Consider the following 14,167-nt stretch of genomic DNA (forward strand, 5'->3'; position numbering starts at 1 on the left):
TTATATCCCCGCCCGCATTGAGTCCGCAGTTTTTTACGGGTTTTTGCCGCTAGTAAATAAGGTGCTAATACATATAAAACGTATTTTCCAAACTCAAGATAAGCTTTTTAATAATCAATACCCAATTTCTTTAAGCGTGAGATCAATGTCGTTGGGTTTATTCCCAATAATTTTGCTGCACCATCATCACCAAAAATTTTCCCTTTGCATTGTTTAACGGCAAGAGAGAAGTTTTTAATTTCCAAGTCTTTCAGTTGCTGCATGGTCAGCACGATTTCAATTTGTTGAAGTTTATTGTGAATATTCTGATGCGTAGTTTCATTTTGCTGTTGATCTTGTTCTAGCAAGTATTTAAAGGAAACAGTGCCTTGTTTCGCTATAATTAGGGCGCGTTCAATGACATTTTGCAATTCACGAATATTGCCAGGCCAGTCATATTGCAGTAATTCTAAAATATGCCTTTGTGAAAATGGGAGATAATTAATTTTACGCTTGTCACAAATCAACTTAGTAAAATGCGTAACCAAAAGTGGAATATCTTCTTTACGGTCACGTAAAGCCGGTGAATAAATCGGAAATACATTTAAACGGAAATACAGGTCTTCACGAAAGCGTTTGTATTTAACTTCTTCTTTTAAATTGCGGTTGGTGGCGGCAATAATCCGCACATCCACATGTCGCGTTTTTTCTTCACCGACTCGTTCAAAGGTCCCTTCCTGCAATACACGCAGCAATTTACTTTGTAGCTCGATAGGAATTTCACCAATTTCATCTAAAAACAGTGTGCCCTGATCCGCCAATTCAAAACGCCCGGCACGGTCACGCACAGCCCCAGTAAATGCACCTTTAACATGTCCGAAAAATTCACTTTCAAACAGTTCCGAAGGAATGGCAGCACAATTGACCCGAATAAGTGGTTGCTGTTTACGGTGACTGGATTGGTGAATAGCACGAGCAATCAGCTCCTTGCCTGTACCTGATTCACCATAAATCATCACATTGGCATCGGTTGAAGCAACCACCTTGATTTTTTCAATAATCTGTAAAATGGATACACTCCTGCCAATAATTTCATCATATTGATTTTCATGTAAAATTTCTTCTTGCAGATATTCATTTTGCTGTTCCAGTCGACTTTTTAAATCTTGTAGTTCTTCAAGGGCATGGGTCAATTGCCTTTCAGTATTCAGCCGATCGGTAATATCACGGAACACCACTACCGCGCCAATAATTTCACTGTCACGAATCACTGGGGTACTGGTGAATTCCACTGGAAAGCAACTACCATCACGACGCCAAAAAATTTCCTGAACCCCTTCATGCACAATACCGTCATGCACCGCTGCATAAATCGGGCACTCTTCTTCAGGATAAGGTTCGCCATTTTCATGGGTATGGTGATGAACCTTATGGATATTGTCGCTCAATACATCTTCAGGTTGCAGCCCCAACATTTTAGCCCCGACAGGGTTAATAAAGGTACACAAACCTTGTTTGTTAATACTGTAAATACCGTCACCGACTGAACTCAGCAATAAATGCTTGCCTGTGTCAGAGTCAATAAACAGCTCTTGTAAGGCTTGCGATTCTTTTAAACCTGTACGAATGGCTTTATCGGTATTTTTATTGAGTTGGCGCAGTTCTAAATCTTTGACATCCACCAGCGACCATATCAGCAAGGTTTTATTTTTATAGGACAATGAAACAGAAGTAATATCCAATTGGATTTTTTCACCGTTTTTATCAAAGATATACAACTGATTGTTCCAGGCCCGACCTTTTGTCAAAGCTTCCTCGGTAAATACCACAAGGTACGGCAGTTGTCTGAAATGACCAAAAATGGAAGTCACCGTTTTTTGAATAATTTCATGACGTTCATATTGTAATAATTGGGTGGCGCTAATATTCACATCAATAAACTGGTTTTGATGTGGATCTAGCACAATTAATGCCTGTGACGTGTGTTCAAATACCAACGGGCGAATCGAGTCTTCGTAAACTACCCAATCCGAGATAAAGTCAGTCGTATTCATACTATGAAATTTCATAATTTAAGCTATGAAATTTCATAATACTACGAAAAATCCTAATTCCCTAATAGTTCAATTTATCTCCATAGGAAATATTTTTATAAAAATTAAATGCTATTTTTCAATGTGATAAGAATTAACTTCCACGCCAAAATATAACTTGGCACAGCTCTCGCATTAATACAGTCAGACTAGACTACATGTTGGTTCATTCCCAAATAACATTGAACTAGGAGTTGGTTATGCCAAAGATTGATATCGAGCAATATAAAGACGGCGATTTTCTTGTTGATTATGAAGAAAAAGTGTTTGAGGACGTCAAAGCCCAACCAGGTGAAAAGGCATTGGTGACTTTCCATACTGTTGCATTTGAAGGATCAATTGGCTTGATCAATGTGTTACAGGCAAAACGTTTGTTGCGCAAAGGCTTTGAAACCAAAATTTTGCTTTACGGCCCAGGCGTGCAGTTGGGTGTACAACGCGGTTTTCCAACTTTAGGGGCGGAAGCTTTTCCGGGTCATTTAGCCGTCAACAATCAGTTGAAAGCCTTTATGGAAGAAGGTGGCGAAGTCTATGCCTGCCGTTTTGCGTTACAAGCGTTGTATGGGCAAACCGAAAAAGCGCTCATTCCAGGCATCCGTCCAATTAATCCACTGGATGTGATGGATTTAAAACTACTGATGCGTCGCGACAATGCCCTGATCATTGATACCTGGACTGTCTAAGTAAACATAAACTATGAGGGAATAAGGTTATGAACCGAATAATTAAAGCAGCCGCAATACAATGTAGTCCTGTGCTTTACAGTCAAGCCGCAACAGTAAAAAAAATCTGTGACATTATTTTAGAGCTTGGAAAACAGGGAGTGCAATTTGCCGTCTTTCCTGAAACCGTCGTGCCTTATTACCCTTATTTTTCCTTTGTACAACCGCCATTTGCTATGGGTAAAGAACATTTAAAGCTATTAAATGAATCGATGGTTGTACCTTCCGAAGCAACCTTAGCGATTGGTCAAGCCTGCCTTGAAGCCAACATGGTGGTATCGATTGGTATTAATGAACGTGCGGGCAGTACGATTTATAACGCGCAACTGTTATTTAATGCCGACGGTTCAATCATTCAGCATCGCCGCAAAATTACCCCAACTTACCATGAACGCATGGTATGGGGACAAGGTGATGGCAGTGGTTTACGTGCCATTAATTCTGCGGTGGGACGCATTGGTTCGCTGGCATGTTGGGAACATTACAACCCGTTGGCACGTTTTGCCTTAATGGCAGATGGCGAACAAATCCATGCTGCCATGTTTCCTGGCTCGTTGGTGGGGCAAGTCTTTGCCGATCAAATCCGCGCCACCATTCAACATCATGCTTTAGAGTCTGGCTGCTTTGTGATCAATGCCACCGCATGGCTGCATCCCGAACAGCAACAGCAGATTATGCAGGATACTGGCTGTGATATCGGCCCAATTTCAGGAGGATGTTTTGCCGCCATCGTTTCTCCCGAAGGCAAACTCCTGGCTGAACCGATCACACAAGGTGAAGGTTATTGCATTGCCGATCTGGACTTTAGCCTGATTGATAAACGTAAACGCATGATGGACTCGATTGGACATTACAGCCGACCTGAATTACTCAGCTTATTCATTGATCGTCGTCCAACACATGTATTACACGAACTGAAAGTTGAAACATCAGCTCAAAGTCATCTCGAAAAGCTCACAAAATTTAATCAAGAACATGCCGAAACCATATTGATGTAAACCCAATCGATAGGGGGTTAAAGATGTCTGCAATACAACGATTAACCAAACAACGATTAACCAATTTGCAATTATTAACCGATTTGCAATGTAATGGTCTGAAATGGGAAGGCAATTTTGGCTTATCCCGTAAAGGCGGCGCAGGGCCAAGCGATCATAAGGCACTGAGCCTTGACGGGCAGACCATGATGATTCCTGTGCTGAACCTTGCAGCACAAGATTCTCCCTACACCGCAAAGCCTGAACCGCACTCTGACAAGGTAATTGTCTTTAAAAACCGGATTCCCGTGGCGACCTTAACTGCACCAGCACGACCACGTTTTTATGATTTAAAAACCGCAGAAGGCATTGCCTATGAACAAATTGCGACCTTACATAGCCGTGATGTGTTGGCGACAACGGTATTACAGCATTGCATTCGTATGAAGGACAAGGCAACTGCCTGCCAATTTTGCTCAATTGATCAGTCTTTAAAAGAGGGTCGAACCTTGATCCGTAAACGCCCGGAACAATTGGCTGAGGTAGCGAAAGCAGCCGTTGAGCTGGATGGCGTCAAACAAATGGTGATCACCACAGGTACGCCAAATACGGGAGATCGTGGCGCCAAAATTTTATATGACTCAGTTAAAGCGATTAAGGCGCAAGTAGATTTGCCAATACAGGTACAGTGCGAACCCCCTGATGATTTTGCCTGGTTTCAACGTTTAAAAGATGCAGGAGCGGTGTCGATTGGCATGCACCTTGAGGCGGTAAGCGAGCGTGTACGGCAGAAAATGATGCCGGGCAAAGCCGAAGTATCATTGGAAAAATATTTTGCGGCATTTGAGACAGCCGTTGCGGTGTTCGGTCGAGGACAGGTCAGCACCTACATTTTGGCAGGTTTGGGCGATACCGAACTGGAAATCGTAGAGATGACCGCCAAACTGACTGAAATTGGGGTGTATCCATTTGTGGTGCCGTTTGTGCCGATTCGAGGTACACCATTAGAGCACCATCCTAAACCTGATCACACTTTTATGCAGTCGCTCTATCCGAAAATTGGACAACAACTCAAGCAACATGGTTTGAACTCGGAAAATACTCAAGCCGGCTGTGCCAAGTGTGGCGCTTGCTCTTCGCTGAAAGCGTATGAATAAGGAGAATGTGATATGGAACTTTCTCACTATCCCTGGCTGCTTGAGCTAAATGCAGGGCTGAAACAATTTGTTAGCGATGACATTGCCATCAAAATTGTGTCGGAAGATTGGGAGCGTCGCCAATATTATCGTTTGCGTGAAATGACCTTTCGCGATGAACAGAAAATCTTGCAAGAAGATCGTGACGAATACGATGTTAAAGCATTAGGCATTGTTGCCATTGAGAAAATGTTTGGTGAGCATGATCGAGTGATTGGCACAGTACGGATTTTCCCGGATGGCGAACAGACGTGGTATGGCGGGCGTTTATGCGTAGAACCTTTATATCGACGTCGCCATATCATTGGTAAAGCGTTAATCAATACTGCGGTATCGACCGCCAAAAACTTGGGATGCCGTACTTTTTTAGCCACCGTGCAAAGTCAAAATGAACACTATTTCCAACGGTTGTGTTGGGATAGTTTACGTCAGTTGACCATTGCCAACATTCCACATGTGCTGATGCAGGCACAGATTGAAAACTATCCATTACCGCATGTCCCCATGCAAGCCTATATGCAAAAGGAGACGCGATGATGGAACTCAATCAATTACTCGAAATGTTAAAACATACACCTGCTATGCAGTCCAAGCAGGCGATTGCTCACCATGTTTCAATTAACACAACTTGCCATGTGGATTCATTGGATAGCTTATATGCCTATCCCGGAGATGACACGGCAGCAGTATCGCTAAATGGTCAATATGTATTGCACGCCTGTGAAGGCATGTTACCAAGCTTTGTTGCCAATCATCCTTATTTTGCCGGATGGTCAGCGGTCATGGCGAATATTAGTGATATTGCCGCAATGGGTGGTCGGGCATTGTCAGTGGTGAACAGTTTTTGGCATGCCAGTAGCGAACATGCCCAATTGTTAATGCAAGGCATGCAGGATGCTTGTCGTGCTTATGGTGTGCTATTGGTCGGCGGACATACCAGTATTGGGGTAGTTTATCAGCCCACTTTATCAGTTGCGATTCAAGGCATAGCACGAAAACTGCTCTCGGTGTTGCATGTCAAACCACAACAAAAAATTCTGATCGCTTTAAATCTAAAAGGGCAATTCCACCCCAATACCACTTATTGGAAATGCTTTGAGCGTGTGCCTGACCGCATTTTACAGTCACAAATTGCCTTGTTGCCGCAATTGGCGGAGGCAAATCTGGCTCATGCCGCCCGTGATATTAGCAATGCCGGCATTTTAGGCAGTTTATTGATGCTGCTCGAAGCTACGGCATTGGGGGCACACATCGACTTAGATGCTATTCCTAAACCTGAAAATGTGGGTTGGTTTAAATGGCTACAAATCTTCCCCAGTTTTGGTTTTTTACTGACTGCCGATGCAAATGAATGTGAAGAAATAATCGAGCTGTTTCACCGTCAGGGCATTGCCTGCGCGGTGATTGGTGAAACCAATGTCAGTGGAGTGGTTGCCGTGCAACAGCAACAGCGGCACGACATATTTTGGGATTTTAACCGCCAAGTATTTACCGGTTTTTGTTATGCCGATGCGTTAAAAAAGTTACAGGCTCAATCCGTACAGATTAAACCTAAAAATCAGCAGGAGTCGATGTTATGCCCAGTGTGAATTTTACTGTGAAATGGCCTAATGGGGAGCTGATTCAATATTACTCCCCCTCAACGGTGATTTATGAATATCTGTCCATTGGTCAGCGTTACCCAAGTATGCAGTTCTTGCATCAGGTTGAAAATGGTCTGCATGCCGCCTCAGAAAGAGTACTGGCACGTTATGGCTTTTTCTGTAGTTCGGCCGTGGACAATCTGGCGATAATCAAACGCCAAGCCAAATTCTTCGGGTTAAATCCAGAAGATCAAATTGAAGTTATTGAAATGAAGAATCAATGAGAGGGATATTCCATGTTAAGTATCCAAAATCAAATATTACAGCCAAATTATGATGTGGTGATTGTTGGTGGCGGTCAGGCTGGTTTATGTATCAGTCACTATTTGCAAAAAGCGGGCATTGACCATGTGGTATTGGAAAAAAAATCCGAGTTGACCCATAGCTGGCGCCATAAACGTTGGGACAATTTTACTTTAGTGACACCGAACTGGCAGTGTCTACTACCTGAACATCCTTATCAGGGGAACGATCCTGACGGCTTTATGAAAAAACCTGAAATTGTGGCATATCTTGACGAATTTATTGAAAAGATTAATCCTCCCGCCATTTTAAATATTCAGGTAAAACATGTGAAAAAAGTGGCAGCGCATGAGTTTGTCATTGAAACCAATCACGGTACAACCACAGCCAAACAGCTTGTCGTTGCAGCAGGCGGGTATCACACCCCGATTTATCCAAAACTAAGCGACTCTTTGCCTAAACATGTGAAAGTGTTGCATTCGGAAGAATATTTAAATGTAGATCAACTACCTAAAGGTGCGGTGCTGGTGGTCGGGTCAGGGCAATCCGGTGCACAGATTGCCGAAGATTTGCATCTGGCAGGCAAAAAAGTCTATTTATCGACAGGCAATGCACCACGTTGTGCTCGCTTCTATCGCGGCAAAGATGTAGTGAAATGGCTGTTTGATATGGGTTATTACGAAACGACTGTCAAACATCATCGTTATAGTGAAAAAGTACGTAACAGTACCAACCACTATGTCACAGGGCGTGACGGCGGGCGTGATATTGACCTGCGTAAATTTGCCTTAGAAGGTATGCAACTGTTTGGACATTTTGATGACTTCAAAGAGGGTCAATTCTGGTTTAAACCAAATTTATCAGAAAACCTGGACCTTGCCGATACCACTTATAATCGCATTAATGCCTCGATTGATGAATATTTAGAGAAAAACAAGATTGCAACCGACGAACCTGCATCGGTATATCAACCTGTTTGGCAGCCTGAGCAGGAAATCACACACATTGATTTAGTAAAAGAAAATATCACGTCAGTGATTTGGTGTATTGGTTTTAAACCAGATTATTCATGGATTGATTTAGATATTTTTCAAGCCAATGGTTATCCCAAACATGACCGTGGTATTACTATCGATCCTGATGTTACATTTATTGGTTTGCCGTGGTTATATACATGGGGTTCTGGACGTTTTCTGGGGATCGATCAGGATGCCGCCTATGTGGTGCAGCATATTGAGCAACAAGTAAATCAGCAAAATATACCTATACCCTATAGATTTCAAGATGTATCGCGACGGCAAGGGAGCGAGTCCCCGGGAGCATAGATAACTATGTGACCGGGGTGAGTGAGTGCAGCCAACAAAGAGGCAACTTGAAAGATGACGGGTATATGCCACCTATAATGGGTGCCCAGTTTTCTACAGTCATGAAGATGCCCCCACTATCACTGGTGATTGAGTGGTGGGAGCAAATCACACGAGCGGTATTTTCTCCTTTGGCGAGATTTTTTATTTTGGATCAAATCATATTTTTTGTTTTTCATTCATCATACGGTTTAGCCACGGCACGGTGACCGACATGATGATAGCGACAATGAAGGTAGCAATCCCAATTTTGCCAAATACGCTGGTATAAATTGGTAATGTTTGCAATGGGTCAGTAATACCTTTCGGTGCGGCGGTAAGGGCTGCGACATAGCCGCCGAGTAAGGAGGAAGTTGCTTGAGTTAAATACCACATCCCTAGAATAAAACCCATCAAGTACTGAGGAACAAGGGCCGCAATCATTGCCAGGCCCAATGCGCTGATCATCAATTCACCGATGCTTTGGAAGAAATAAACCAGAACAATAAACCAAGGGGAGGTCAAACCTTGTTCATCTGCAAACCACAAACCGGCAGCGGCGGCAGTGAGGAAACCTAAAGAGCACAGGAACATACCAACTGCAAACTTAGCTGGCATTGTGAGGTCTTTACCTTTAGCACCCCAGTGAGTATATAAGGCGGCGAGTATCGGGCTGGCAACAACGATCCAGAATGGGTTAAGCGCCTGGAAACTGACCGGATTAATGTCAAAACCAAGCAACTGATGATGAACGTTATGGATGGCAAAGAAATTGAGAGAAGTTGGCATCTGAGCATACAGAATGAAGAACACAATAGCTTGAAGCATCAAAATGAAAGCAACAAACATTTTGTTACGGCCAGCTTTATCCTGCTTTAATGCTTCACGGAAGAAGATAAATACCACGATAGCAGATAGAGTAATCAGCACAATATTGGCTATTTTCACGTTGTGCATCAGCCATGCACAGACGTAAACCATCACAACACTTCCTGCTAATACCATGGATAGGTTTTTATAGTTGATTCGTTGATGGTCAGGTTCAGAACCAATATGACGTACCGTATTGCGACAGAAAATATAGACTAACAAAGCAATAATCAGACCAATACCACAAATATTGTAGGTAACGGCATAACTAAATTTTTCCGCAATAACAGGAGCGAGAGCGAGTGAGAACAGCGAGCCGAGGTTGATTGACATGTAAAACAGCGTAAAAGCGCCATCCAGACGAGGATCTTTGGGTGGATAGCATTTAGACAGCAGGCTGGCTGGGTTAGCTTTGAACAGGCCGTTACCAACGGCAATCGTTCCCAATGCGTAGAAAATTAAATCAGGGTGTAGGATAGAAAGACCTGTCATAAAGTAGCCAATTGCCAGGACTATGGCACCCAACACAATGGTTCGTTTGGTTCCCAGTAAGTGGTCACCTACATAACCGCCAATCGAGATCAAACCATAAACTAACGCGGCAAATGCACCGAAGGTAATAAACGCTTGTTCCTGGGAAAATCCCAATTTTTGTACAAAATAGACAGCAAGAACGCCTTGTACACCGTAGTAGCCGAATCGTTCCCAAAGCTCGACGAAGAAAATCATAAAGAACGGCTTGGGTTGTTGTAATAAACCGATGGATGCGGGTTTATTCATAATTGATTGCCTCTGATTAGCATTATTGGTTGAAATACACTCGGAAATGTACAGTGACGTTCAGTGACATGATCTGTCGCTAAAGTGGTTTTTTTATGTACTTTATTCAAGTGATCGGAGGACAGTAGATTATTATATGGTTAAAATATGTTCTTGGTGGGCGATCACACTAATATAAAGATATTAGTATTGAATTTAATAGTATATTCATTAAGTGAATATCAAAAATAATCAGAAGCTTAATGGAAGTGTTGATAAAAAACGCTATTCAGGCCGTTTGGGGCCTGAATAGTGGAAGAACAATCACTGCCTGATGGAGAAGCAGTTAAACTGTGGCGGCTTCAATTTCCAACATAACTGGACGGAAATTACGCTTGAAATAGATGAGGCCGTGGCCCTGTTCGCTCACCGTGATATGTTTAATCTGAACCAGATACACGTTATGCGTTCCCACTTCTTGCACCTGTTCAATTTCACCTTCAAGGCTGGCGAGGGTGCCGGTTAACACCGGTTGGCCTAATGGCCCTGTCTGCCAGATATTCCAGCGAAAACGCTCTTCCATGCTGACTCCGGTCATACCGGCAAAGTGCCGTGCCATCAATTCTTGTTCATGGTTTAAAATATTGACACACAGGCGGCCATTTTCCTGAAAAACTGTATTCATAGCACTGCTGCGGTTAATGCATACCATCAGCGTGGGTGGCGTATCGGTGATTGAGCATACTGCGGTGGCAGTGATGCCACAGCATCCGGCATGACCATCGGTGGTGACGATATTCACCGCTGCTGATAGGCTCGCCATCGCATCTCTGAAACGCAGGCGATGTTCATTTTCTACAGACATATTGGCCTCCTGCTACCGATTATTTCAGCAGCGTATCTAACTGGTTAATATCGCTATTGTTGTGTAAATGTGGCCTACGCCAGCCATGCTGATCATAATCAGCAAGACAGCGATCAACCATATCCATCATTTTTTTCATATTGCCAGAGCCATGAGCATGGCGCAGACATTGCATCCGAATTTCATCCTGACTTCCGGCATAGTTGATTTCGTACAATTCGTGACGACCACCAAATTCACTACCAATGGCATCCCACATCAGTTTTAAAATCTTAATGCGTTCAACGTGATCGATACCGTTGGAACCCCGAACATACCGGGCGAGATATTTATCAATTTCTGGGTTATTCATATCACGTACACTGGATGGCAAATAAATTAGGCCGCTGGTAACGTTACTTTCAATAATATTTTTAATTTTCGTGTAGGCCATTGGTGCCATAACGCGATAAGTCTGTATTGCCTGAGTATCTGGCAGATAAGCGCCGCCTTTCCACGGCTTGGCTTCTGCCCACATTGCATCACTCAGTGACCAAAACAGGTTACGCCAGGCAACCACTTCACCCAGGTTAGCCTGAACACCACGGAATTCTATCACGCCAGTGCATTCCAAGCTCCTTTGTAGCAGAGCGGTAATAAAATCCAATTTCACCGCCAGCCGTACACAAGCCTGTAATGGGAACAAACTAGTGAAACCCGCTTGGATGGCCCAGTTGCGTGCACGGTCAAAGTCGCGGTAAATCAGGACATTTTCCCAAGGGATAAGGACCTTATCCATCACCAGAATTGCATCGTTTTCATCGAAACGGCTGGATAAGGGATAATCGAATGGGGAACCTGTTGCGCCTGCTACCAATTCATAGGAGCCGCGGGAGATCAATTTCACGCCTTCCGCGTCCATTGGCGCGACAAACATCAGGGCGAAATCAGGGTTATCCCCCATTACTTGCGCGGAGCCAAAACCGATAAAGTTATAGTGAGTCAGGGCTGAATTAGTTGCTACCACTTTTGCGCCGCTGACGATAATACCGGCATCAGTTTCTTTTTCTAGCTTAATATAGACATCACGTGTCTGATCGGCGGGTTTATGGCGATCGATTGGTGGATTGACAATGGCATGGTTAAAGTAAACGCCTGTTTCCTGAATACGTTTGTACCAGGTACGGGCGTTATCAGCAAACTGACCATAATATTCAGGAAATGCGCCGAGTACGTTACCGAAGGCCGCTTTATAGTCAGGCGAACGGCCCATCCAGCCATAGGTTTGACGTGACCATTCAGCGATAGCATCACGTTGTTGGCGCAGCTCATCCGCACTGCTAGCAAAGCGGAAGAATTTGTGAGTGTACCCGCCGTTGCCGGTATCGGTATTCCAGCACAAGGTATCATGGGTTTCAGGGGCATGCAGGGCATCGTACAACTGACCGATTGAAGCAGCAGAATTGCGGAATGCGGGATGTGTAGTGACATCTTTTACGCGTTCGCCATAAATGTAAATTTCGCGGCCATCTTGAAGGCTTTTCAGGTACTCTTCACTGGTGAAAGGACGTTTTTTGTCGGCGCGAAAATCTTCTGGTTTCATGTCTACCTCACAGTCGTCATAAAAAGCGCCTGTCTTGATATAAGATAATCAATATTGGCACATAGATGTTAATTTAATGTTTGTTTTGTGTTTCTTAATTGAAGCTTTAGAACGGCATTTCTTGAATAGATTTTCGGAAGGTTGACTGGTACTTTTCGTTGGAAAGGATGCTTTATTACTTAAAGTGTGATCCACACGGTATTTTTATGATTGTTATTTCAAGGTCTGTTTTTTTGTCGGCTGCACTCACTCACCCCGGTCACATAGTTATCTATGCTCCCGGGGATTCGCTCCCTTGTCGTCGCAATGCATCTTGAAATCCATAGGGTATAGAGTCAATTGAAAATATGGGGCATCTTTCATTTTCTGGTTTCTGTTCCATGTATCCAAATATTAGTAAATTCAGCTCAATCTATACTTGTTTTAAATGTTATTTCCCTCCGGCCAGATCAATAAAATTTCCTGTTACATATGAAGCTTCATCCGACAGCAACCAGGCGATAGCCTGTGCAACTTCTTTCGGTTGTCCACCGCGTTTCATTGGTAAGGAATTTTTCACCCGATCAACTCGATTTGGTTCGCCGCCATCAGCGTGCATATCGGTATAGATGAATCCAGGACGAACGGCATTGACCCGAATTCCCTGATCTGCCACTTCCAGAGACAGGCCAATAGTCAAAGTATCGATCGCCCCTTTTGATGCGGCATAATCTATATATTCGTGCGGTGATCCCAGTCGAGATGCTGCGGATGAAACATTGACAATTGATCCACCGTGACCACCATGCCGGAAGGACATTCTTTTAACTGCTTCCCGTGCACAGAGAAAACTGCCTATGACATTGGTGGCAAAAATATCATGCAAGCGATGAGCGGTTAATTGTTCAATTGATGCTTGTGATTTAAGAATCCCGGCATTGTTGACTAAACCTGTGATGCATCCGAGTTCGGCATCAATTCTTTGGAAGAGTTCTACAACTTGTTTTTCATCAGCGACATCGACCTGAATGGCGATAGCTTTACCGCCGATATTATGGATGATTTCTATGACTTCCTGATCTTGATTGGAGTGGTAGCCAATGCAAATGTGGTGTCCTTTCTCTGCCAAATAAAAAGCCGTTGCGCGACCAATGCCGCGTGATCCGCCCGTAATTAATGTAATTTTTTGCACAGTATTCTCATTTAAAGTTTTATACCCGTCATCTTTCAAGTTGCCTCTTTGTTGGCTGCACTCACTCACCCCGGTCACATAGTTATCTATGCTCCCGGGGATTCGCTCCCTTGTCGTCGCAATGCATCTTGAAATCCATAGGGTATATATTAAGAAATTAAATATCAAATGAACCAGTATTAGTAAAGAAAAACTGGATAAAAAGCAAATTCTTGCATATGGCATGGGAATATTTCCAATGTCTTTATTATTTATATAATTTTTTAGTTAAGAATAAAATAATCTAATTGCTATGTTATGGGTATTGTGGGAGTATATTTATAAAGATAGAAATTGACTTTTTATAATAATGAAAGTCATGAGAAAGCAACATTATATATTTTTGTTTTTATTGACGATAAAATGAATTTGTTTGTAATTAATGTTTTTAATGTTTTTAATGTTTTTAATGTTTTTAATGTTTTTAATGTTTTTAATGTTTTTAATGTTTTTAATGTTTTTAATGTTTTTAATGTTTTTAATGTTTTTAATGTTTGGTTAATAAATGACGCCTTTGAAGTATAACATATAATTAATCACCTTCAAAAGCGTTTTTTATTTGAATATTTTATGGATTCAAGGTTGATTTATTTATCCTTTTCATGGTGTTTATTCATATAATTTTGCATTATTTTAGATGACTCATTCAGATGTTCTAATACGGCGGAAATAGTTTCCCATAACT

The 14,167-nt window shown here is 42.7% G+C and carries 13 protein-coding genes; 8 read left to right on the plus strand and 5 right to left on the minus strand.

Annotated features, from left to right (window positions below; all coding sequences use genetic code 11):
• Positions 1–107: 107 nt before the first annotated feature.
• The gene (locus tag LGZ98_RS21115) at positions 108–2,033 is read right to left on the minus strand and encodes a sigma 54-interacting transcriptional regulator (protein ID WP_262978539.1); all 1,926 of its coding nucleotides are present in this window, start codon (positions 2,031–2,033) and stop codon (positions 108–110) included.
• A gap of 239 nt (positions 2,034–2,272) precedes the next feature.
• Here LGZ98_RS21115 and LGZ98_RS21120 point away from each other — a divergent pair, with 239 nt between their 5' ends.
• From LGZ98_RS21120 to LGZ98_RS21155, 8 genes are read left to right on the plus strand one after another with little or no spacing between them, the layout of a single operon-like run.
• Complete coding sequence (locus tag LGZ98_RS21120; protein WP_228902444.1) at positions 2,273–2,755, plus strand: MSMEG_0572/Sll0783 family nitrogen starvation response protein; 483 nt, start codon at positions 2,273–2,275, stop codon at positions 2,753–2,755.
• Between the two features lie 29 nt (positions 2,756–2,784).
• Positions 2,785–3,792, plus strand: a complete 1,008-nt coding sequence (locus tag LGZ98_RS21125) for a Nit6803 family nitrilase (protein ID WP_262978540.1) — start codon at positions 2,785–2,787, stop codon at positions 3,790–3,792.
• 23 nt (positions 3,793–3,815) lie between these two features.
• Positions 3,816–4,928 carry an MSMEG_0568 family radical SAM protein gene (locus LGZ98_RS21130; RefSeq protein WP_113042074.1) on the plus strand — a complete coding sequence of 371 codons (1,113 nt, stop codon included), beginning with the start codon at positions 3,816–3,818 and terminating at the stop codon, positions 4,926–4,928.
• Positions 4,929–4,940: 12 nt separating this feature from the next.
• Positions 4,941–5,504: an MSMEG_0567/Sll0786 family nitrogen starvation N-acetyltransferase gene (locus LGZ98_RS21135; RefSeq protein ID WP_262978541.1), complete on the plus strand. Its 564-nt coding sequence runs from the start codon at positions 4,941–4,943 to the stop codon at positions 5,502–5,504.
• Positions 5,501–6,556 (plus strand): sll0787 family AIR synthase-like protein, encoded by a 1,056-nt coding sequence (locus LGZ98_RS21140; protein WP_228902442.1) that lies wholly within the window; start codon positions 5,501–5,503, stop codon positions 6,554–6,556. The genes LGZ98_RS21135 and LGZ98_RS21140 overlap by 4 nt, the downstream gene beginning before the upstream one ends.
• Entirely contained in the window at positions 6,544–6,834 is a 291-nt protein-coding gene (locus LGZ98_RS21145) for an MSMEG_0570 family nitrogen starvation response protein (RefSeq protein ID WP_113042077.1), read from the plus strand. Before LGZ98_RS21140 ends, LGZ98_RS21145 begins: the two co-directional genes overlap by 13 nt.
• Positions 6,835–6,846: 12 nt before the next feature.
• Positions 6,847–8,178: an MSMEG_0569 family flavin-dependent oxidoreductase gene (locus tag LGZ98_RS21150; RefSeq protein ID WP_262978542.1), complete on the plus strand. Its 1,332-nt coding sequence runs from the start codon at positions 6,847–6,849 to the stop codon at positions 8,176–8,178.
• 8 nt (positions 8,179–8,186) lie between these two features.
• Positions 8,187–8,426, plus strand: coding sequence for a hypothetical protein (locus LGZ98_RS21155; RefSeq protein WP_146748084.1), 240 nt, complete (start codon positions 8,187–8,189; stop codon positions 8,424–8,426).
• Here LGZ98_RS21155 and dtpB read toward each other — a convergent pair.
• The 4 genes from dtpB to LGZ98_RS21175 form a co-directional block, all read right to left on the minus strand.
• Positions 8,377–9,846, minus strand: coding sequence for a dipeptide/tripeptide permease DtpB (gene dtpB, locus LGZ98_RS21160; protein ID WP_113042079.1), 1,470 nt, complete (start codon positions 9,844–9,846; stop codon positions 8,377–8,379). The two genes, LGZ98_RS21155 and dtpB, sit on opposite strands and share 50 nt — an antisense overlap.
• A gap of 325 nt (positions 9,847–10,171) precedes the next feature.
• A complete protein-coding gene (gene hpaC, locus LGZ98_RS21165; protein WP_112876798.1) occupies positions 10,172–10,690 on the minus strand; it encodes a 4-hydroxyphenylacetate 3-monooxygenase, reductase component in 519 nt (172 codons plus the stop codon).
• A 19-nt stretch (positions 10,691–10,709) separates the two neighbouring features.
• Positions 10,710–12,272, minus strand: coding sequence for a 4-hydroxyphenylacetate 3-monooxygenase, oxygenase component (hpaB, locus tag LGZ98_RS21170; RefSeq protein ID WP_113042080.1), 1,563 nt, complete (start codon positions 12,270–12,272; stop codon positions 10,710–10,712).
• A 430-nt stretch (positions 12,273–12,702) separates the two neighbouring features.
• Positions 12,703–13,443: an SDR family oxidoreductase gene (locus tag LGZ98_RS21175; RefSeq protein WP_113042148.1), complete on the minus strand. Its 741-nt coding sequence runs from the start codon at positions 13,441–13,443 to the stop codon at positions 12,703–12,705.
• Positions 13,444–14,167: the final 724 nt, after the last annotated feature.

The organism is Photorhabdus kayaii, assembly GCF_025384895.1.
Lineage (GTDB): Bacteria > Pseudomonadota > Gammaproteobacteria > Enterobacterales > Enterobacteriaceae > Photorhabdus > Photorhabdus kayaii.

What these genes read in the sequence shown, in the direction of transcription:
- LGZ98_RS21115 (WP_262978539.1), bottom strand. Translation starts at nt 2,033, where the DNA reads ATGAATACGACTGACTTTATCTCGGATTGGGTAGTTTACGAAGACTCG.
- LGZ98_RS21120 (WP_228902444.1), top strand. Translation starts at nt 2,273, where the DNA reads ATGCCAAAGATTGATATCGAGCAATATAAAGACGGCGATTTTCTTGTT.
- LGZ98_RS21125 (WP_262978540.1), top strand. Translation starts at nt 2,785, where the DNA reads ATGAACCGAATAATTAAAGCAGCCGCAATACAATGTAGTCCTGTGCTT.
- LGZ98_RS21130 (WP_113042074.1), top strand. Translation starts at nt 3,816, where the DNA reads ATGTCTGCAATACAACGATTAACCAAACAACGATTAACCAATTTGCAA.
- LGZ98_RS21135 (WP_262978541.1), top strand. Translation starts at nt 4,941, where the DNA reads ATGGAACTTTCTCACTATCCCTGGCTGCTTGAGCTAAATGCAGGGCTG.
- LGZ98_RS21140 (WP_228902442.1), top strand. Translation starts at nt 5,501, where the DNA reads ATGATGGAACTCAATCAATTACTCGAAATGTTAAAACATACACCTGCT.
- LGZ98_RS21145 (WP_113042077.1), top strand. Translation starts at nt 6,544, where the DNA reads ATGCCCAGTGTGAATTTTACTGTGAAATGGCCTAATGGGGAGCTGATT.
- LGZ98_RS21150 (WP_262978542.1), top strand. Translation starts at nt 6,847, where the DNA reads ATGTTAAGTATCCAAAATCAAATATTACAGCCAAATTATGATGTGGTG.
- dtpB (WP_113042079.1), bottom strand. Translation starts at nt 9,846, where the DNA reads ATGAATAAACCCGCATCCATCGGTTTATTACAACAACCCAAGCCGTTC.
- hpaC (WP_112876798.1), bottom strand. Translation starts at nt 10,690, where the DNA reads ATGTCTGTAGAAAATGAACATCGCCTGCGTTTCAGAGATGCGATGGCG.
- hpaB (WP_113042080.1), bottom strand. Translation starts at nt 12,272, where the DNA reads ATGAAACCAGAAGATTTTCGCGCCGACAAAAAACGTCCTTTCACCAGT.